This is a genomic window from Tychonema sp. LEGE 07196 (genome assembly GCF_963890365.1).
GTDB lineage: Bacteria > Cyanobacteriota > Cyanobacteriia > Cyanobacteriales > Microcoleaceae > Microcoleus.
Genome location: NZ_CAWPRX010000211.1, coordinates 16,210 through 36,967, shown reverse-complemented (window position 1 = coordinate 36,967; position 20,758 = coordinate 16,210). Strand labels below are relative to the sequence as shown.

The following is a 20,758-nucleotide window of genomic DNA, read 5'->3' as shown; positions in this document are numbered from 1 at the left end:
ACCAAAGATAGTGCCTGCACCACTCCCGCCTCGTGCGCGACTGTCGGTTTCGTAACCGCCTTCCCCACTGAAGCCCCCGCCACCAGCCCCGGCATACAGACTGCTAATCCCGCCACCGCCACCAAAGCCGCCACCGCCACTGCCACCATAACGGCCACTGCCACCAGAGCCACCAGAGCCACCAAAACCACCACCGCCACCGCCACTGCCAAAGCTGCCATTGCCACCAATTGCTTGGTTATTTGAGAATGTGACGTTATTGGCGGTGACGCTACCACCATTGATGAACAGGGCACCGCCCATGCCGCCACCTCCTCCACCTCCATTGCCGCCCTTGCCCCGACCGTTTGCCAGGGTGAGGTTGTTGAATTGAACAGTCCCTTGGTTGACGAAGAAGAGGCGGACATCGCCATTGTCGTTGCTGCCGTTGTTGTTGGCATCGCCGCTAATCGTCAGGTTGTTGACTCCAGGGCCTTTGATGGTGAGGCTGTCGTTGACGATTAGTTGTGTGGAAAGGGCAATGGTTCTTGGTACGGCAAAGAAATTTGGGTCGAAGATAATTGTGTCTGCGCCTGCTTGGGCATTAGCCTGTTTGATGGCAAATCGCAGGGAACCGGGATCGCTTTCGTTGTCGTTGGTGTTAGTGACGGTGAAAGTAGCCATGATTTTTGCTCTATACTTTTACTTTGGTTTAAACAATAGGCAACTCAGCTTCTTTAAGAAATGTGGAGTTTCTTTTCAAGAAGCCTGCTTTCTGAGTTCTTCGTAACATATTGATTTTGATTCACAATCTGAGCCAAGCGGTCAAATACCTGTGCGTTCAGCCGAGACACGCTCGTCACCCTGACTTCATAATCTGCGATCGCCCTGAAATATTTTTTGTCTGTTCCTCAAAATTAGCTAATTTTTTTTTGTATCGCACCAGGCTGTTACGTAATTTTACATAGTCCGCAAAGCGATGCGAAATTGTCGATCGAATGCGAGGATTGACAAGTGGCGATGCACCCTAAAGCTACTGTTGCACGAGTTCTGAGAATTAGTACAAGTTCCCCGAAAGCAGACGAAATAATGCGATCGTCCTTTCGGCCCTGTTTCAGATCAACTCCTCTCTTCATCGGAATAGTAAATTCGAGTTGACGGTTGACAGCGAACAATCAACATCACCAGGAATGTAACCGGAAATGATATAACCTGGTATTCCCCATCAATCAACTGAATTTGATATTTAAACTTTTTGCAGTTTATAAAGTTCCTTAAACTTGCGCTGCTGCTCTTTGTGGTCTACGATCGGATCGGGATAATGAAGCAGCCGGCGTTCTATAGGTGAAATATTTCCTGTTAGCAAAAGTTTCGTATCAACTCGGCGCAATTCTGGAACCCAGTGCCGAATATATTCCCCTTCCCGGTCAAATTTCTGAGCTTGACTGGCGGGATTAAATATTCGCAAAGGTTTCGGATCCATACCGCTAGATGCGCTCCACTGCCAGCCGCCATTGTTAGCAGAAAGGTCGCCATCTATCAATTTTTGCATGAAGTATTTTTCACCCCACTGCCAGTTAATAATTAAATCTTTCGTGAGGAAACTAGCGACTATCATCCGACAGCGATTGTGCATCCAACCTGTTTGATTTAACTGCCGCATTGCTGCATCGACAATCGGATAACCAGTTTTGCCCCTGCACCAAGCTTGAAAGAGTTTTTCATCGTTCTCCCAAGGAAAGTTTTTGAATGTTTGACGGTAGGGCCCATCTGCTAATTCAGGGAAGTTATACATGGCGTGTTGGTAAAATTCCCGCCAAGCTATTTCCTGTTGCCAAGTGCGGATGCTTGTGCAGGCTTCTTCGCTGCGGCAAGTTTCCATTACTCTCTGGGTAGCTTGCCAAACTGTGCGGATACCAATTGCACCGAATTTGAGGGCGGCGCTGAGTTGGGATGTGCCATTAATTGCTGGAAAATTGCGCTGTTCTTGATATTGGTAAATTGCGATTTCGCAAAATTCTTCCAACTTTGCTCGCGCTGCATCTTCTCCGGGTTCTATTACTAACGGATTTTCCCAAGTAAATCCCAAACTAGATGCCGTTGGCAGTGTTTCTATTGCACCTGCTTGGTTGGCGATTTCTTGTTCTCGGGCGGTTAATCCGGTCATTAATTCCAGATAAGTTATCGGCAGTGTCTCTACTGGTTCAGCTTTGGGTTTGCTGTTCCAATTTTTCCAAAATGGTGTATAAACTGTGTAGGGTTGTCCTGCACCGCTGCGAATTTCGTCCGGGGCGTGCAGGATTTGATCCCAGAAAATTTCAACTTTAATTCCTGCTTGTTCGAGAGCTTTTGATACGCTGATATCTCGCTCTTTTGCATAGGGTTCAACATCTTGATTCCAAAATACTGCTTTGGCATCAATTGCGGTTGCTAATTTTGGGATGCCGTGACTTGGTTCATCTTGAATTATCAGCAATTGGCTACCTGCTTTGCTGTAATTCTCCTGAAGTTTTTGCAAGCAACCTATCATGTAGGTGACTCTGGCTGGTGCTACGTCATCGCGATCGAGAATATTGCGATCCAGGCAAAAAATCCCGACTACTTTCGGGCTTTCCTGCCGCGCTGCAGCCAGTCCGATGTTGTCAGAAATACGTAAATCTCGACGGTGCCAAAATAAAATTAAGTCTGACATTTGATTTGAGGTTTAATATTTTTGTAGGGTGCGTCGCTGCCACAATTCTAGTTATTTCCGACTGTATGTAATCGACGCACCGCGATACTATTTTACATCAAAAAATGGCGCGCTAGAAAAAAGCTAGAAATTGATTTTGCATCAATTGGTTCCCCTGCTAAAATGGCTTTTTCTAATTCCTCTGGAGTGAACAAAACTGTTTCCATGTCTTCATCATCGTCTTGTTGTGGTGGCTTTTCCAGTTTTTCCAAATCTTGGGCTAAAAAAGCATAAATGATTTCGTCAGAATAACCGGGTGCGAGCAGGAATTTGCCTAATTCTTGCCATTTGCCGGCGCGATATCCGGTTTCTTCTTCGATTTCGCGTTTGATAGTTTCGGCTGGGCTTTCATTGATTTCAACTGTACCTGCGGGAAATTCTAAAATCCGTCCTTTGGCGGCGAATCGGTATTGTCGCACCAAGACGAGTTTACCTTCGGGAGTGATGGGAACTGCAAGTGCTCCGCCTGGGTGGCGAATACATTCCCAGTCGCCTTCGGAACCGTTGGGAAGGCGCAGCCTAGCTACGTCGAAGTTGAATTTGCGCCCTTGGTAAAACAGGCGCTGTTTGAGGAGTTGGGGCAGTTCTTTTCCTAATGGCATAAGCGAGAAGCGAATAATGTTTGATTGCACTAATTTATGACATCATAGGCGATCGAAGCCATTAAATTTTGCTCAATTTTTACATTATCAAAATTCAGGGGATTAAAACCCCCGCTTTCAGGGCGTCAGGTTTTTAGGGTGGGGTGTAAATCCCTATCCTAAAAACCTCGCTGTCAACTGTCAACTGTCAACTGTCAACTGTTTAACATTTTTTCTACTCCCGAACAGTTTACCTTTTGTACGAGTTGGTCGATCGCACTTTTCGTCACTGGATGCACCCAATCCGGCGCAATTTCTGCTAAAGGTACTAATACAAAAGCTCTTTCGGTCATCCGGGGATGAGGTAAAGTCAGCGTCGGAGTTTCTAAGATTAAATCATCATACAGCAGCAAATCCAAGTCGAGGGTTCTCGGCCCCCATTTTTCGCGGCGAATTCGATTAAATTTTATTTCAATTTCTAATAAAGCTGCTAGCAATTGTTTCGGTTCTAGGGCAGCTTCTAGGATGGCACAGGCGTTGATGTAATCGGGTTGGGGAGGCCCGACGGGGGCGGTTTTATACCAGCTAGAATGGGATTTTACGGTGATTTCGGGGGTGTTGTTGAGAGTTGCGATCGCGCTAGAGAGTGTGGCGAGGGAGTCGCCTAAGTTGCTGCCGAGGGCTATGGCACATTTTGTTGATTGCATTGGAAGTTGAATTGGAATATTTTAACCGCAGAGAACACAGAGAACACAGAGGGAGATCGGAGAGATGAATAAGTCTCGCTCGTTCTGTAACAAATTGTTTTAATCTTAGCTTAATTTAGGCTTAATTTATGGTGATTATACTTAATAATTATCAGTGTTTATTTGGCAATTTCATGAGTTTTTACCGTCTCCTTTTGTCGGCTTTGATTCTAGTCACTATTAATTTTACATCTAGTACATCGATCGCCTTGGCTGAAACCAAGGAACGCTATCTTAGCTTAGATTCTGATGCCAGTCAATCTTTTGCCAATTTGGTGCAGCAGGCGGAAGATTTAGCCGCATTGTCGATCGCCCGCCAGTTACAAACAAATCCCGGATTAACAGTAGTTACGGTGATTGTTACAGCCACTCGCCGCCGACAGTTACACCAATTTCATAAAGTAGCGCTGATATTACCCCCCAACGCCCCCAAAGCATCGGGGTGGCTAAGACTTCATCCATAGCATATCTTTAGAAAAATGGTATTATCCTAAAAAATATGACTATTATGAACGTAAAAAATGATAAATAAGACCTTAAATTTTATGTAAAAACTTGGTAGCAGAGCTAAGCTGGAACTCCTAGGACAAATTAGCCCTTATCAAAAAAAATGCTTGATTCACTTTTACCTAAATCTCAAGTCAAAGTCCGGGTTTTAAAACAGTTTGCAGCCGCTGTTTCGGCGTCCTTAGCCATCAGTGCAATAGCCAGTTTGAAACCCTCACCGGTATTAGCTGCTGGCGATATCCCCCCCGCAGTTCAAACAACTCAGCTAGCCACAAAACCTGATTCTAGCTTGCAGCTAGGGCAGTTGCGTACCACTGTTCCCGTCCAGACAATGCAGCTAGGGCCGGGCGGATTTATCCCGATCGCGATCGGCGGTATGATAATTATTCTAGTCCTGCCATTGTTTTTTGGCGGATTAGTCGTAATTGGCGATCGCGAAGTGGGAATTGTCAGTAAAAAGTTTAGCCTCGGCAAAAAGTCTTTACCCGCAGCAGATTTAATTGCCTTAAACGGAGAAGCTGGATATCAAGCTGATACTTTACCCCCCGGTTGGCACTGGGGTTATTGGCCCATACAATACAGCGTCCGCAAAGAGTCTCTAACCGTAGTTCCTCAAGGCGAAATTGGTTTAGTAATCGCAGCCGGAGGCGCGCCGATTCCGCCGCAGCGCATCCTCGGTAAATACACAGAATGCGATAATTTTCAAGATGCTCGCAAATTCTTCATAACTGGTGGAGAAAAAGGCAGACAGCTAGGCATCCTTACAGGTGGTAGCTATCGAATTAATACGGCATTATTTACTGTAATTACAGCAGCAAATGCTCCCAAACACGGGATGACGGCGGAACTGTTAAAACTGTACAAAGTTGATTCCGACAAAGTAGGAATTGTCACAACTTATGACGGCGTTCCGATTCAAGATGGCGAAATTGCAGGTTCGATTATTCCGAACCACGATAACTTCCAAAACGCGCAAAAATTTATCATCGGTGGCGGTAGGCGCGGTTTGCAAGAACAAGTTTTGCTTTCCGGTTCCTGGAACTTAAATCCTTGGTTTGTCGGCGTGGAACAAGTGCCGATGACCGAAATCCCGATCGGCTATGTCGGCGCAGTTATTTCCTATGTTGGTAAAACCTCAGAAGATGTCAGCGGCGCTGCTTTCACCCACGGCAATTTAGTAAATGTCGGCAATAAAGGGGTGTGGGTTACTCCTCTTTATCCAGGGAAACATCCGCTGAATACTCGCATTTTAAAAGTAGAATTAGTGCCAACTACTAATATAGTATTGAACTGGTCGGGTAAGACGGAACGGCACAGTTACGATTCTAAACTTTCATCTTTAACCGTGCGTTCTCAAGACGGCTTTGCCTTCGACTTAGAAGTAGCTCAGATTATTCATGTTGGCGCTTTAGATGCTCCGAAAGTGATCTCGCGCGTGGGTTCGATGCAGAATTTAGTAGACCACGTTTTGCAGCCGACAATTGGCAATTATTTTCGCAATTCGGCGCAAGCTTATTCTGTGTTAGATTTTCTCTCTGCAAGAAGCGGCAGACAAGCAGAAGCAGCGGATTATATCAAAGCAGCTTTGCGTACCTACGACGTGCAAGCAATTGATACTTTAATCGGGGATATTTTGCCGCCAGCAGAGTTGATGCAAACTCAAACAGACCGCAAAATTGCTGAGGAACAGCGCAAGACTTATGAGGTGCAGCAACTAGCACAAACTCAGCGGCAACAATTGGTCAGGGAAACTGCTTTGGCTGAGATTCAACAAGAGATGGTGAAATCGGAACAAGGCGTGAAGATTGCTGAGTTGAAAGCGAATTCTCAGGTGAAACAAGCTCAAGGCGAGGCTGAGTCGATTCGGGTGAAGGGAAATGCTCAAGCTGAAGCTTATCAAGCGGGTGTTGTGGCTTTGGGCGGTTCCGGTTATACGGCTTTGCAGTTAATGCAAATTATAGGCGATCGCAACGTGCGAGTTGTGCCGGATGTTGCGGTTAGCGGTAATGGTAGCGGCGGCGGTTTGGTTGACGGTTTGCTGGGAATGATGATGTGGAATCAAACTAGCAAAAATGGAGGCAATGGCGGGGAATTGCCAGTAGTTAAGTTAGAAAAATCGCAGCCTGTTGCTGTAGAAAATTTTTCTGATTTACCAGTAGCTAAGCTGCATTCAAGCAACCAAGCAGCAAGTAGCGAATCCTGATATCAAATCCTCTATTCATCGGAATGATTCAGATATATATTCTCGGACTCTGTGTACTCTGTGTTCTAGCGCCGGTTAAATCACCTGACGATACAAGCGGAAACGATATGAGACTTTCCATGAGACTGAGATTGATTCGCTGTTTGATGAATTGCCATTTGACGACAAATCTTTTAGTTAAGCTTTCTCAGGATTTACGCATCTATGCCAAAGAAACCGGGTTTTTTACCAAATCTGTGGGTGACAACCAAAGATTTTCGTAAAAAACCCGGTTTCTGACTGCCCGTGCGTCTGGGACTATTTGTGCTCGCAGTGATGACTTTAGTCCTATTTTAAAGCTTTTAGCTAATCGGGACTAAAGTCCTTACTACAAACACAAATATTGTTTTAAATTCAACTAACTGTCAACTGTCAACTGTCAACTGCTATATATTCTGGCGTTGCGACAAATCGCAGTACAATCGATCGATATTGCATCTGAGGAATCTCCCCATGTCAGACCAGTTTTCCACTGAAATTAGCGATCGCATCTGCACTCACATGAACGAAGACCACGCTAGCGCCGTAGTCCTGTACGCTCAAGCCTATGGCGGCAAGCCAGAGGCGACATCCGCTCAAATGCTCGCTATCGATGCCGACGGCATGGATTTAACCGCTGAAGTAAATGGCGAAACAGTACCTGTCAGAGTCAAGTTCGATCGCACTTTAATCGACGCCGAAGATGCCCACCACACTCTGATCGATCTGGTGAAACAAGCCCGAAAAGTTGCTAAGTAGCCAAATTATCCCTATTCTGTTATAATTTCAAGGTTAGTTCGTAGTACGGACTTTAGTCAGTTTAAATTATTTTGAAGGACTAAAGTCCTCACTACAAACCTTTAGTCCGATATAATTTGAAGGTTCTTTCCTAGTACGGACTTTAGTCAGTTTTAATTGTTTGAAACAACTAAAATTTCCGCTAAAAACAAAATAAATATTTAATCGAGTTAAATTTACATCTAAGATATCAAATAAGATGACAGTAGATCGCGAACAAATTCGAGAATTAGATGCCGTTAATCTCAGCAAAAATAATCCTTTCGATTCACTGGTAAAGCGACTGGATTTGATGATTCGCGCCCGCTATTCGCTGCTGTACATTGTCGGGGCAGAAGAGGAACCAGTTGAAGCTGTAATTGCCCAAGTAGCGCTGCAAGTAACTCCCGCGCGCCGAGTATTGTTCTGGGATATCGTGCGCGGCTGGGAAGATAACGGTTCTGCAAAAGGTTCAGTAATGGCGGCGCTCGATCGCATCGGCAAGACTGCAGTAGAAGAATATACCATATTTGTACTGCGGGATTTACACCCAATTTTGAGAGCGCCCTACACCGAAAAAAATGCTCCAGTAGTGCGGGAATTGCGTAATTTAACCAGGGAATTGAAGCGGAGCAAAAAAACAATCGTCCTCACTTCTCACGCCCTCGAATTGCCAGAAGAATTGAAAGAAGAAGCCACAGTAATTGATTTCCCCTTGCCCAACATCCAAGAAATCGATAGTTTGATTTCCCGCATTGTAGAAAAACCGGAACAGTTGCAAGTTAGCGGTTTAGCAAAGGAACAATTAGTTAAAGCTTGTCAAGGTTTGAGCCGCGCTCGGATCGGGCGGGTTTTAGCTAAAGCTTTGGCGGCCAAACAACAAATTAATGAGTCAGATATTGATGGAGTTTTGGAAGAGAAACAGCAAGCAATTCGCAAAACCGGAATTTTGGAGTTTTTCAACTCGCGAGAATCTCTCAAAAATGTCGGCGGATTGGAGAATTTGAAGCAGTGGGTAAAGATGCGGCAAGATGCTTTTACTGACGAAGCGCGCCGCTACGGTATACCCAATCCTAAAGGCGTTTTGTTAGTAGGAATTCAAGGAACGGGCAAATCTTTATCGGCGAAAACTATTGCTGCTGAATGGCGTTTGCCGCTGCTGCGTTTGGATACTGGCAGATTGTTCGGCGGCGTGGTCGGCGAAAGCGAAAGCCGCGTTCGACAAATGATCCAATTGGCAGAGGCGATCGCCCCTTGCGTCTTGTGGATCGATGAAATAGATAAAGCCTTTGGCAACATTATCAGCGGCGGCGACGGCGATTCGGGAACTTCGCGCCGGGTATTCGGCAGTTTGATTACTTGGATGCAGGAAAAAACCAGCCCGGTGTTTATTGTCGCAACTGCAAATAACGTGCGAATTCTCCCGGCGGAGTTGCTGAGAAAGGGCAGGTTTGATGAGATTTTCTTTTTGAATTTGCCCTCAGAATCGGAACGGGAAGATATTTTTAAGGTGCATTTGCAGCGTTTGCGGCCGACTAGATTGCGCGAGTTTGATTTGGAGGTTTTGGCGAAGTCTGCTAAGGATTTTAGCGGTGCGGAAATTGAGCAAGTTGTAATTGATGGATTGTACCGGGCTTTTGGCACTTTTGTGAACGGACAGCGCCGAGATTTGACGACGGAGGATATTTTGAGGTCGATCGACGATACAGTACCATTAGCTGCGATCGCCCGATCGCAAATTGAAGATTTGAAGCGGTGGGCGGCCGAAGCGGGTGCGAGAACAGCTTCTAACGATACTCGATTGATTGATGAATTGAAGCGCTACAGTCGGCCGCTGGGTGAAGATGCGATCGACAATTAACCAAATTTCTGTTTGTAGTAAGGACTTTAGTCCTAAATTTTGCGGACGGTCGCCCTCACTACGAACCCAATCTAAAAATATCGGCAAAAATCGATCGCATTTTCCCCAACCATTCTACTCGCAGCAGGCGAATCGTAAACCGCTAAAACGAATTATCCTCCCCCCAAATAGGCAAATAGACTCAACCCCTCAGCAAGATAAAATCGGTTAAAACCGACTGAAAACTTCTATTGAAAACTCAAATAAATATAATGTTCTGTCCTCAGAGAGATGACTTCCGTTCTTTCGGCGATTGTCAATCCCTGGCAGCCCTGCAGCCCTAACCGCAGCCGGCGGTGATTATTCAGCAAACCGAACCTCTACAGACGGATAACACCCTAATTGAAACATTAACATTTGAGTTACATTTCGTTACTATAAGGAAACAGAGAAAAAACGTTTCGCCCATAATATCAGAGGTAGCCAATTATGAACGGTACATTTCGCGTCGGCAACCTGTTTGGAATTCCCTTTTATGTCAACATATCTTGGTTTCTAGTTCTGGGTTTAGTAACTTGGCAATACGGCGGCGCACTAGCTAACCTGTTTCCTGCATTAGGCCCCGTAGCGCCTTGGATGCTGGGGTTGTTCACAGCCCTGCTGTTATTTGCTTCCGTTTTAGCCCACGAATTAGGACACAGTTGGGTGGCTATCAAACAGGGAATTGGCGTGAAATCAATTTCGCTATTTCTGTTTGGCGGGCTGGCTAATTTGGAAAGAGAATCGAAAACCCCAGCCGAAGCATTTTGGGTCGCCATTGCAGGCCCGTTAGTCAGCTTACTGTTGTCCGGTTTGTTAGCTGCGATCGGCATCGGTGCTGGTCTGTCAGGCCCCCCAGCCGCCATCGTCGGACTTTTAGCTTCGATCAACTTAGTTTTAGCCTTATTTAACTTAATTCCGGGTTTGCCCCTCGACGGCGGCAACATCCTCAAAGCGATCGTCTGGAAGATTACCGGCAATCCTTACAAAGGCGTAATTTTTGCTAGCCGCGTCGGTCAAATCATTGGTTGGATTGCCATTGCTACAGGCCTTTTCGGCGGCCAGATCTGGAATATAGTAATCGGTTGGTTCTTGTTGCAAAATGCTGGTCAATCCGCACAATATGGCACAGTCCAAAATCAACTCGCAGGGCTGACAGCCGCAGATGCTGTTACCGCGCAAAGCCCGATCGTCCCAGAAAACTTATCGCTCAGAGAATTTGCCAACAACTACGTGATCGGTAACACTCAAAACTGGCGTCGGTTCCTAGTTACCGACGATGCGGGACAATTGGTAGGGGCGATCGATCTTGACGACCTCAAAACCATCCCCACCGGTACCTGGCCCCAAGTTTTGGTCAAAGAACTCGTCAAGCCGATCGAATTTTCCACCACCGTTAAACCAGAATTATCCCTCCTCGAAGTTGTCACCCTCCTAGAACAACTTAAAGTACAAGAACTCCCCGTGATTCGCGAAAACGGAGTTCTCGTGGGACTTGTAGAAAAAGCAGAAATTGCCCGCCTACTACAAAAACGAGCTCAAGCAGACCCTGCTTGATACCCTCAGATACTTGACAAATAATAGTTAACCCCCTCGATTGCTTTTACCAAAAGGGCGATCGGGGGGGTTATATCGTTTCCGGTTGCATCGTCAGGTGATTTAACCGGCGCTAGAACACAGAGGACACAGAGAGAGAGAATAGAGATATGAATACAGGACGATACTACCGGATTTGAGATTAACTGTAGCTTCACAAAATTTAAGTCAAACCTTAAATTATTAGCTACAAATCAACAATGATAATTATCATAGTCTTTTAATCAACTGAGCGAGGACGTTAGGCCATCTCAGGACTTTTTCTCTCAATCGGAAACACTACGCTTCACTCAGGATCGAAAACTTAATAACTTAAACACCTCCTACAGTCTTCTCTCCTGTAAGTTGCCTTCCTCAAAGGAGACTCTTCCTCGCCTATCTGCATTACCACTCAACAGTCAACAGTCAACAGTCAACAGTCAACAGTCATGTATGAGTGCAACCGGAATTGATATTACATGATAGTTGACAAAATCAGCAACAAAAATATTTTTAACAATAGTTTTTGATAATAATATAAGGTTCGTATAGCACACCCTAGAGTTAAATTGATGTAATTAAATCGAGGATTTCTTGATAATCAAAGTTATCTAAATGATTCATCAAAACTTCGGCAAAAAGCTCGTTCTCGGTGCGAATTTCCTCAATTGTTGTAGCAATCAAATCGAAGTCAGCCTCACGGACTGCTTGTTGAAGTTTGCTCGTCCATTCTGGAGAAACTTGCGGCTTCGAGTTAATCGTAAATATTTTAGGACTATCTAATGTTTCTTGTTTTAGGATAGTTGAAGTCTCTGAAATATTATTTATATCAACAGGGGAAATTGCTGTAACGACTGGAATATCAAACTTAAAAACTGTACCGCGTCCCACTTCGCTTTCGGCGGTAATTTCGCCACCCATTAATTGTATGAACTCGCGGCTGATGCTTAATCCTAAGCCCATACCCTTTTGAAGTGTCTTCCCCGATGAACTTTGCATGAACAATTCAAATATACTATCTAATTCTTCCGGGTCTATGCCAACTCCTGTATCGGCAATTTCAAAGCAAATAAAAACTTTTGGTAAGCTTTCAAGTGATTTAAAAAAATCTTCTTTGACAGACCTTGTTCTTCCTTCTTGCTTCGCTCGGATGGTGACTGATACTGAGCCGTTTTGAGTGAATTTAACTGCATTATCTAAGATATTAATCAGCACTTCCCGCAACTTAATGTCATCTGTTTCTATGTATTGAGGGACATCCGAGGAGCAGTCAATAATTAATTTTATTTTTTTATTGAGTGCCGGAATTTGGAACATATTCTGCACGTCGCTCAGCAAGCAGTACAAGTCAAAGCATTTGGGGTAGATTGTCATGCGCCCCGCTTCAATTTTAGATAAGGCTAAGACTCTATCGATCAGTTGAAGCAGGTGTTCTCCGCTGCGGCGAATAATTTTGATATTTTCTTTTTCCGTGAAAGTTAAATTAGCGCTGGGTTCCATTAATTGAGCGAAGCCGAGAATGGCATTGAGGGGGGTTCGCAATTCGTGACTCATGTTGGCGAGAAAGATGCTTTTAGTTTTGTTTCCAGCTTCTGCTGCTAATGCGGCTTCTTTGAGTTGTTGTTCTGCTTGTTTGCGATCGCTAATATCAAGTATTATGCCGTGCCAGACGATATCTCCATTTTCGCGCAATTCCGGCCGAGAATGAGCTTGCAGCCATTTGAGCTTTCCAGAGGCTGTGACAATCCGCCACTCGTGGACAAATGGTTCGAGATTTGCGGCACTTCTGACAATGGCCTCGAAGTGGCTGGGGCGATCGTCCGGGTGCATTTGTTCGTAGACTAAAGCAGAGTTGTTCTGGATTTCCTCCGGCTCTAATTCTTGAATTTCTCGGCACAGCGGACTGATATATTCCATCTTGACAGATCCGTCGGGATGCCGCGCGAATATGTACAGTTCTCCGGGCACCGTGATTGCTAATTTGTGAAAGAGAGCTTCGCTTTTTTGCAAGGCTATTTGTGCTTGTTTGCGATCGCCAATATCAATCCCAAACCCAAACAAAAAGTCAAAATTGCCATTTTCATCCAAAACGGGCGTACCGTACCACTCGACTAACAAAGTATCACCGCACTTAGTGAGAATCCGGTGCTCGTTAACCGTTTGCTCCCTCGTTGTGACGCGCTCAAAAATCGAGTGCAATCCGGCTCGATCGCCCTCCGGTACAAATTTAGCTAAATAATCTTGGCCGATAACTTCAGCAGCAGTATAGCCCACAGATTCCAGCATACATTCATTGGCCAGCAGGATTTTACCCTCCGAATCGATCGCCACAAAAAAGATAGGAGAATTTTCGATAATCTTTAAATTAAAGTCCCGCTCTTGGTGGATAATTTTTTCAGCTTGCTGGCGCTCCTCAATTTCGAGCTGCAAGCGGGCATTAATTTGAGCTAGTTCCAGAGTGCGCGAGGTTACTTCCGTTTCCAGGGTACGGTTGTAGTCTGCCAATATTTGCTCTGCTTGTTTGCGCGCCGTGATATCTTGAAAAACAATCAGTACGTAAATCACATTCCCCTCAGCATCAAACATTGGCTGCGATCGCACTTGCAAGGGAATAACTTTCCCATTCCGGCGAAGATCCATATCTTCAAGGAACGTTTCTTTGCCCATCACGGCGCGTTCAAAGGGCGAATCTTCCATCGGGTACAGCCTGTCTGTTCCCGATACATAAAGTTGATAAGTTTCGGAAAGTTCTTCAGGGGTGGTATTTGCCACCGCCCCTTTACCCGTAATTTCTCCTCCCATCGAATTCATAAAAATCGCGCTACCAGCCGGAGTCAGGGCTATCACCCCAACCGGCAAGCATTCTATTAGCTTGGCAAATTTTTCCTCGCTGGCTGCCAAAGCTTGAAAGGAACTTTTCAGTTGCGCTACCATCTCGTTAAAAGATTGCGCTAATTCCCCTACTTCATCAGCGCGACTCACCGCCACAGTGCGATCGAATTCTCCTTTAGCGATATCTTTGGCAGCTTCGTTGAGGCGCAGCAGCGGCTGCGTCACCCATCTAGCCACCAGCACTCCGGCAATTGTCGATACTAGCAGCGCCAGCACGCAAATTAAAATGGTAGTGCGGGTATTTTTGTTAATTTGCCCCATAAAATCCGATGCGGGAACGGCGATCGCGATCAGCCAGTTCAAACCGTTACTATCGGAAAACGGCAGCACTTCCACAAAATATTCTGCCCCATCTCGGCTGAATTTCAGTTGTTGTCGCTGCTGAATGTTACTAAAGCCGCCAAACTTTTCGTACAAATACTTAGCTGCGGTGCGAATGACAAAAGTTTCACTGTCTAAAACATTTAGACGCTCAGGTTCCTGCTTTCCCGACATCCTTCTAAAGGATGATTCTTGACTCGAACTGGCCACCAGCAAGCCCGATCGTTCGATCGCAAAAATTTCTCCAGTTTTGCTAACCTTGAGGCGATGGAGATATTGCTGAAGCTCCCAGAGGGACAAATCTACCGCACAAACTCCCAGCAATTCACCATTGCGATCGCGAATCGGTTGGCTCGCAGCAATAAACACAGTCCCCGGAGTAAAACCCCGATAAATGCTCGTCCAAATCGGTTTGTTAGCTGCGACAGCTTCTTTGTACCAGGGGCGCGATCGGGCATCGTAGGTTCCCGGTTCTGCTTTTAATTTGGCGGTGCGAGTACCTTGTTTGTCTGTTGTGTAGTAGATATTCTGATAGTTAGTAGACTTGTTAGCTGCGACAATTTGCAGGCTGTTGTCCTTCGGGTTGCGCTTAATGCCGAGATATTCTCCTGTTTTTTGAGAACCGAGGGAAATCCATTGAATGCTTTTAAACGATCGCATTTGCTGCCAGAGGAACTTCTCTCCTCCCGGCTGGGCTTGTCCTAACTCTAAGTTTAATTCGGCGCGCTCGATCGCTGAGGCATTAAGTTGATTTACCCAGTGGGTATCTTCCACAACAGCAGTCAGTTGTTCTTCAACTCTATTCCCCGTCTGGGCGATCGATTTCAGAGCGACTTCTTCGACTGCTCTTTCTCCATTGCGAAAGGAAAGATACCCGACAATCCCTACGGCTGCGACGATTTGCACCACAAAAGAGCCTACTAGAACGCAACGCAGGGGTATTTTTGTTGGCTGTGGCAAAGTTTTGCTCGCGACTCGGGGCAACGGCATAGGCTGGTGTCTAATTGCTCTCTAACACTTTAACTGTTCCAGCTCGTAATTTCAGTGTGTTTTGGAGACACCAGCCAAAAACCAAGTTTCTACATCAATATATCAACGGAGCAGCAACAATTTTCCCAGAAACAAGGTTTTTTGGGTTTGATTTCTATCACTTGCGGGTGATGGATTGTTTCAAGTTACATTATTTTTTTTAGTTCGATCGCGCCTTGCGGTTCAAAAACCCGGTTTCTCGATCGCTTGTTGACTGTTGTGCAACATATCAACCTTAGCTACTTCTTGTTTCTCGCAGGATTTCCGGCTTGGCATTTGTAGTGCGAGTACCTCCACAGACTTGAGCTGCATCAATATTCTATCTGTTAACCGCAGATTTCCAGCAGATGCAACACTGATGAACGCAGATACATTCAACAATTGAAAGCGATTGAGTCGAACTCAAGTTTCAGCAAAAAAATGTTTTTTACATAGCCGGAGATGCTTTCTCTACCTCTTTCCCTGTTTTTTCTTCCTTTTCTCTGCTTCACGCTCGATCTCTTTTTAACGCGCGGAAAATCCCTCGCTTGTCCAAACGGATATAGCGAGGGGTGAGAATAGGTATTCTCAGAAAATATCAAGTAGTGGCAGTGGCTTTTGTCGAGCCATTGCCATCTATAGAAGCCATACTGTTGTGAGCGCACAGAAAGATTTCAGAGCTAACTCTCTGCTTGCACTCAATGCTTGAAATCAAACCAATCAGTTCAAGCAAGAAGTTAAAGCAAGTCCTAAAGACTTAGGCTACTTCTTCGCGATCGATTTGGCGCAGGTGAATGTGCTTGCGTCCCAGAGAGATTTCAAATTCATCTCCTGCCTTCAGTTCCATTTGTTTGGTGTAGGCGGCTCCAATCAGTAAATTGCCGTTAGATTGAACGCTAATCCGATAGCTGGCAGAGCGTCCGCCGCGTCCGTTACCGTTTTGCTTCCCGTCTAACTGAATGCCTTCTGCATCAATCAGTGCATTCAGGAATTTCATCATGTTGACCCGTTCTACGCCATTCTTGGTAACGGTGTAGTAGCCACAGGCTCTAGCTTTTTCTTCCTTGGTGAGGTTCTCTAGCTCTTTGACCTTTTGGATCAGGTCTTCTCCTTCAAGGGGTTCGATATTTTTCTTTTTAGCCATCTACTGAGTCCTGAAATATTCAACTGGTGTACGGAATTTTTCTCGGTTGATTTTTGGTTTGACCAAGAAACTTTAGCTTTATAGCCGGTCGTAAAACCATCTTACACCGATCGGCTCAATTGTTAACCACTATTGTCTAAATATTTTTAACAAGGTGCAGTCTTTCTTGAGAAGTAGCAGCCGGTGCAAGCAATCTCTAAACTCGGTAGCATAAGCTATCAGCTATCAGCTAGCTAAATATTTGCCCCCAATTTTAAAATCCCATGAAGTTAACCACACGCGGACACTACAGTGTCAAAGCATTACTGGATCTAAGTTTGCAACCTCGGTTCGGCCCGACATCGGTAAAATCGATCGCGAACCGACAGGAGTTACCGGCTCCGTATCTCGAAAAATTATTGATTGAAATGCGACGAGCCGGTTTAGTCCAATCAGTTCGGGGCTCCCAGGGAGGATATCAATTAGCCCGCGAGCCGGCTCAAATTTCTTTAGGACAAATCTTAGAGGCGGTAGGCGAAACTATTGAACCTTTACCTCGACATTCTCCCGACGCGACGCAAGCAGAGGATTGGGTAACATTCAGTTTGTGGAACCGATTGCACAAAAAACTTGCCGAAGCGCTATACACTATTTCCCTCGAAGACTTATACTATGATGTCCGCAGTTGGCAAGCTGCTCTGGGAGAAGAAACTAGCTTTATCATTTAGATGGTAAGTTGATTTATTCGATCGCCCGAAAACATGGACACAACACTTGTTACCTACTCCGGCGGCTGTCATTGCGGTGCTGTCCGCTTCACAGTCGCGGTTGACAAACACGAAGCATCTGACTGCAACTGCTCTATCTGTAAAAAGAAAGGATTTTTGCACCTAATTGTGCCGCCGGAACGTTTTACGTTGCTGTGCGGCGAAGATGTTTTGACAACTTATACGTTTAATACAGGAACTGCTAAACATACTTTCTGCCGGATTTGTGGGATTCACTCGTTCTATCGTCCCCGATCGCATCCCGATCAATTCGATGTCAACGTCCGCTGTCTTGACTCCGATGCCGTTTCCCAATTTCAGATTCTACCCTTTGATGGTGTTAATTGGGAGCAGAACGTACACAAGCTTGGCGACGAAAGTAATCTCAGCACTGAAAATCTGGGATAAAAAATCCAATTCGGCTGTTGGTAACAGCAGCTAAAACCAGCCCGATCGAACGATCGCTCGCTGGCAGGACAGACTATCAAGTTTGACACAATATATAATGATGCCGGATCAATTTGCTGTTTTGATTTTAGCTGCGGTATTGGATTATTCCATCGGCGATCCTTGGGGTTGGCCGCATCCCGTACAGGCGATGGGTTGGGCGATCGACCGCTATACTCGAATTGTCTTTAGTATCTGGAATAATCCCGCAGACAAAATGGCTCCTGCGGGCGATCGTCCGGCCGACGACAGGCACAAACTGCTGCTGCGATGTGCTGGTACAATACTAGCGATCGGGCTGATTCTAGGCAGTTATACTGTCAGTTGGTCGATCGTCCTTGCTGCTAGTTGGGTGCACCCTCTTTTAAGTATTGCCCTGCAGACCATTTTGCTCGCAAGCTGTTTTGCCGGTCGCAGTTTGAGGGCGGCGGCTCAAGATGTGCTAGCACCTTTAACTGTTGGAGATTTAGTCAAGGCGCGGGAACGGTTGAGTCTTTACGTCGGTCGGGATACTGAAAACTTATCCGAGCCAGAAATTCTGCGAGCATTGTTAGAAACTGTAACAGAGAATGCAGTCGATGGCGTGACAGCGCCGCTATTTTATGCCCTAGTTGGGTTCGCTCTGCCAGATTTATTATTAACTGTTACCAATTTGCCGATCGATCCTAACTCGATGCTTAATTGCGCGATCGTTCCCTGTGCGATCGCTTACAAAGCAGCCAGCACATTAGATTCAACCGTCGGCTACAAAGAGCAGCCATACACTAATTTAGGATGGTTTAGTGCCAAACTAGAAGACATCCTCACCTGGTTTCCTTGCCGGCTAACAGTGATTACTTTAGCCCTCATTTCTGGTAAACCGATCTACGTATGGCAGATTTGTCAGAGAGATGCTGTTAAAGATGTCAGTCCCAATTCCGGTTGGAGCGAGTGCGCCTACGCAGCCATCTTGGGAGTACAACTAGGAGGTATAAATTCCTATCGGGGAGTTATCAAACACAAACCGCTGTTAGGCGAGCCTATTCGGGCGATCGCCCCAGAACAAATTTATCAAGCTTTGCAATTAACTCGCTATTGCTTTTTGACTTGGTTGGGACTATCATGGCTGGTTTATACTTTATCGTCTTTTGTCCCCTAACTGCTGACTTTACTGGGCGACAGATACCAGCCACCAGATTCATCAGTGAAGTCAATCTCAAACTTTTAGGGCCAAGTCGAAATATCTAAAATTATTCAATTATTCAATTGTTCGATGGGCCAACAGCCAACAATTAAATCCCAGTAAAATAATGACTAAAATTATCAAAATTTTATCGCCGGATGAAGTGAGGCGCACTCTCACCCGCGTCGCTTCGGAGATTGTCGAAAAATCTGGGGCTCCGTCGGAGTTAGTGCTGTTGGGGATTTATACTAGAGGAGTGCCGCTAGCTCAAATGTTAGCCGATCAAATTGAAGTCCTCGAACAAGTAAAAGTACCGGTGGGCGCTTTGGATATTACCTTTTACCGAGATGACTTGGATCGAGTGGCGATGCGGACACCGGCTAAAACAGAAATTCCTTTCGATTTGACGGGGAAAATCGTTGTGTTGGTAGATGACGTCATATATAAAGGTAGAACAATTCGAGCGGCTTTGAATGCGGTAAACGATTACGGAAGGCCGGAAAAAATTTGGTTGGCGGTATTAGTCGATAGAGGCCACAGAGAAGTACCGATTCAGCCAGATTTTACGGGTAAAAAGTTGCCGACTGCAAAGGAAGAACAAGTTAAGGTTTACGCTCAAGAGTACGATGGGCGCTACGGGGTGGAATTGATTAAGGGTTGATATACCCTTTCGAGCTCTCATAGGAGATACTATTCGGCATAGGGCATCGGGCATTGGGCATTGGGCATTGGGCATCGGGCATCGGGCATCGGGCATCGGGCATCGGGCAATTGCTTGTTACCAGGCAGAGCCTGGTAACACAGATAGGCGAGGCTCTGCCTCCTTTTGCTTGTTTGACCTCGCCACTTAAGAACGAAAATTTAATAACTTAAACATCTGCCACACTCCTCTGTTTCCAGAAGTGGTGAGGTCAAAACTGGTATCTGGGTTTCTCGCACCCCTCAAAAACTGGGTTGGTACGTATATTTATTGTTACTTAACGCCAAAATTCCCAGAAACCGGGTTTCTCGCCCCATGCGTCGCAGAAAGAAGCTTGGTTGCGACGGGCGCTGAGCGTCCTAATGTATTTAAAATCGGCAGTGCAGGAGTTGAACCTGCCTGGGGCGAATTATGAGTTCGCTGCCTAAACCGCTCGGCCAACTGCCGTTAAATTGATTTGTTCAATCTATCTAACTTAAGAAGTAACTATAACATAATTTCTCAGTTCGTGCTAGAACTAGAGAACAAAAATCAAAATCTTTAGATCTGTTGAGTCCCCGATCGCCCGAAACGCACCTGCGCTATCCGGCTCGACCGGACAAAGCAGTTTCTACGACTAGGCATAAAATTACAGGCAATGGCAGTGAATTCAACAGTAGTGCTGACTCTAATTCTGCTAACTCTTATGTTTGGAGCAGGTGTGACGAGTTCTGTTTTGGGATTTACTACAGGTCGCGAAGCCTTGAAAGGAACGACTCAACCTGATGTTCGCCCCAGCAACTATGCAGGCACCGGCAAGCAGGGAACTGTGGCTAGCAAAGAGCAAGTGAGCATTTTGAAAGAAACAGACATTCTTAAAACCGTCAAAGCGCGGATAGAAGGTCGCGATCCTGACAAAACGACCGGAGCAAATACTAAAACAGACAAGACAAGCTCTAAACCAGCCACAGCCAAAAAGCCCGCCGAACCAAAGGCAAGCGCCAAATTTCCCCTGAACAGTCGCGACGGGGGAATAACCCTAGAAGTGAGCGCGGCCAGTCAGCGCGGCAACTCCATGCTGCTAGACGTGAGCATGAAAAACGAAGGTTCCCAATCTGTGAGGTTTCTCTACAGTTTCTTGAACGTCACCGACGATCGCGGCCGGGCCCTTTCGGCGACTGCTGAGGATTTGCCGTCGGAACTGCCCGCCAACGGGCAGGTGTACTACGGTACGGTGAGTATTCCCACAGCTTTGCTGGAAAATGCTAAAGAAGTTTCCCTGACGCTGACAGATTATCCAGGTCAAAAATTGCAGTTGCAAATAGCTGGCATTCCAGTAGCGAAGTAAGACAAAAGGAGCAAA

General features: G+C 45.8%; 16 protein-coding genes, 1 tRNA gene and 1 pseudogene. 10 read left to right on the top strand and 8 right to left on the bottom strand.

The genetic code is table 11. The features are described 5' to 3' along the window. The 4 genes and pseudogenes from AACV78_RS26555 to folK form a co-directional block, all read right to left on the bottom strand. A pseudogene (locus AACV78_RS26555) lies at window positions 1-663 on the bottom strand (hypothetical protein); the annotation flags it as partial. Window positions 664-1,225: 562 nt separating this feature from the next. Next, window positions 1,226-2,671 (bottom strand): FAD-binding domain-containing protein, encoded by a 1,446-nt coding sequence (locus tag AACV78_RS26550; RefSeq protein WP_194011102.1) that lies wholly within the window; start codon window positions 2,669-2,671, stop codon window positions 1,226-1,228. Window positions 2,672-2,763: 92 nt separating this feature from the next. Then, window positions 2,764-3,312 (bottom strand): NUDIX hydrolase, encoded by a 549-nt coding sequence (locus tag AACV78_RS26545; protein WP_194011103.1) that lies wholly within the window; start codon window positions 3,310-3,312, stop codon window positions 2,764-2,766. A gap of 194 nt (window positions 3,313-3,506) precedes the next feature. Continuing rightward, on the bottom strand, window positions 3,507-3,998 hold the full coding sequence (gene folK / locus AACV78_RS26540) for a 2-amino-4-hydroxy-6-hydroxymethyldihydropteridine diphosphokinase (protein WP_194011104.1): 492 nt from the start codon (window positions 3,996-3,998) through the stop codon (window positions 3,507-3,509). A gap of 173 nt (window positions 3,999-4,171) precedes the next feature. Between folK and AACV78_RS26535 the strand changes: the two genes are divergently transcribed. The 5 genes from AACV78_RS26535 (at window position 4,172) to AACV78_RS26515 (ending at window position 10,978) form a co-directional block, all read left to right on the top strand. Next, on the top strand, window positions 4,172-4,501 hold the full coding sequence (locus tag AACV78_RS26535) for a hypothetical protein (RefSeq protein WP_194011105.1): 330 nt from the start codon (window positions 4,172-4,174) through the stop codon (window positions 4,499-4,501). 146 nt (window positions 4,502-4,647) lie between these two features. After that, entirely contained in the window at window positions 4,648-6,747 is a 2,100-nt protein-coding gene (locus AACV78_RS26530) for an SPFH domain-containing protein (protein WP_228042484.1), read from the top strand. A gap of 492 nt (window positions 6,748-7,239) precedes the next feature. Continuing rightward, window positions 7,240-7,524, top strand: a complete 285-nt coding sequence (locus tag AACV78_RS26525; RefSeq protein WP_194011106.1) for a DUF2470 domain-containing protein — start codon at window positions 7,240-7,242, stop codon at window positions 7,522-7,524. Window positions 7,525-7,762: 238 nt separating this feature from the next. Further along, window positions 7,763-9,403, top strand: a complete 1,641-nt coding sequence (locus AACV78_RS26520) for an AAA family ATPase (protein ID WP_194011107.1) — start codon at window positions 7,763-7,765, stop codon at window positions 9,401-9,403. 468 nt (window positions 9,404-9,871) lie between these two features. Further along, a complete protein-coding gene (locus tag AACV78_RS26515) occupies window positions 9,872-10,978 on the top strand; it encodes a site-2 protease family protein (protein WP_194011108.1) in 1,107 nt (368 codons plus the stop codon). Between the two features lie 582 nt (window positions 10,979-11,560). On the opposite strand, the gene AACV78_RS26510 is transcribed toward AACV78_RS26515, so the two are convergent. The 3 genes from AACV78_RS26510 to AACV78_RS26500 all read right to left on the bottom strand — a co-directional run bounded on the left by AACV78_RS26510 (window position 11,561) and on the right by AACV78_RS26500 (window position 16,361). Continuing rightward, window positions 11,561-15,199 carry a PAS domain S-box protein gene (locus AACV78_RS26510; RefSeq protein WP_228052115.1) on the bottom strand — a complete coding sequence of 1,213 codons (3,639 nt, stop codon included), beginning with the start codon at window positions 15,197-15,199 and terminating at the stop codon, window positions 11,561-11,563. A 222-nt stretch (window positions 15,200-15,421) separates the two neighbouring features. Continuing rightward, on the bottom strand, window positions 15,422-15,550 hold the full coding sequence (locus tag AACV78_RS26505; RefSeq protein WP_255512987.1) for a hypothetical protein: 129 nt from the start codon (window positions 15,548-15,550) through the stop codon (window positions 15,422-15,424). Window positions 15,551-15,974: 424 nt separating this feature from the next. Further along, complete coding sequence (locus tag AACV78_RS26500) at window positions 15,975-16,361, bottom strand: AbrB family transcriptional regulator (RefSeq protein WP_194011110.1); 387 nt, start codon at window positions 16,359-16,361, stop codon at window positions 15,975-15,977. 263 nt (window positions 16,362-16,624) lie between these two features. Between AACV78_RS26500 and AACV78_RS26495 the strand changes: the two genes are divergently transcribed. The 4 genes from AACV78_RS26495 to pyrR all read left to right on the top strand — a co-directional run bounded on the left by AACV78_RS26495 (window position 16,625) and on the right by pyrR (window position 19,377). Continuing rightward, window positions 16,625-17,068, top strand: a complete 444-nt coding sequence (locus AACV78_RS26495; RefSeq protein WP_194011111.1) for an Rrf2 family transcriptional regulator — start codon at window positions 16,625-16,627, stop codon at window positions 17,066-17,068. 33 nt (window positions 17,069-17,101) lie between these two features. Further along, entirely contained in the window at window positions 17,102-17,515 is a 414-nt protein-coding gene (locus AACV78_RS26490; protein ID WP_194011112.1) for a GFA family protein, read from the top strand. Window positions 17,516-17,612: 97 nt separating this feature from the next. Then, window positions 17,613-18,692 carry an adenosylcobinamide-phosphate synthase CbiB gene (gene cbiB / locus AACV78_RS26485; protein ID WP_194011113.1) on the top strand — a complete coding sequence of 360 codons (1,080 nt, stop codon included), beginning with the start codon at window positions 17,613-17,615 and terminating at the stop codon, window positions 18,690-18,692. 151 nt (window positions 18,693-18,843) lie between these two features. Further along, window positions 18,844-19,377, top strand: coding sequence for a bifunctional pyr operon transcriptional regulator/uracil phosphoribosyltransferase PyrR (pyrR, locus tag AACV78_RS26480; protein WP_194011114.1), 534 nt, complete (start codon window positions 18,844-18,846; stop codon window positions 19,375-19,377). Window positions 19,378-19,790: 413 nt separating this feature from the next. Here the strand turns inward: pyrR and AACV78_RS26475 are convergent. After that, window positions 19,791-19,863: transfer RNA gene (locus tag AACV78_RS26475), tRNA-Ile, on the bottom strand. 190 nt (window positions 19,864-20,053) lie between these two features. Here AACV78_RS26475 and AACV78_RS26470 point away from each other — a divergent pair. Then, window positions 20,054-20,743: a hypothetical protein gene (locus AACV78_RS26470; RefSeq protein ID WP_194011115.1), complete on the top strand. Its 690-nt coding sequence runs from the start codon at window positions 20,054-20,056 to the stop codon at window positions 20,741-20,743. Window positions 20,744-20,758: the final 15 nt, after the last annotated feature.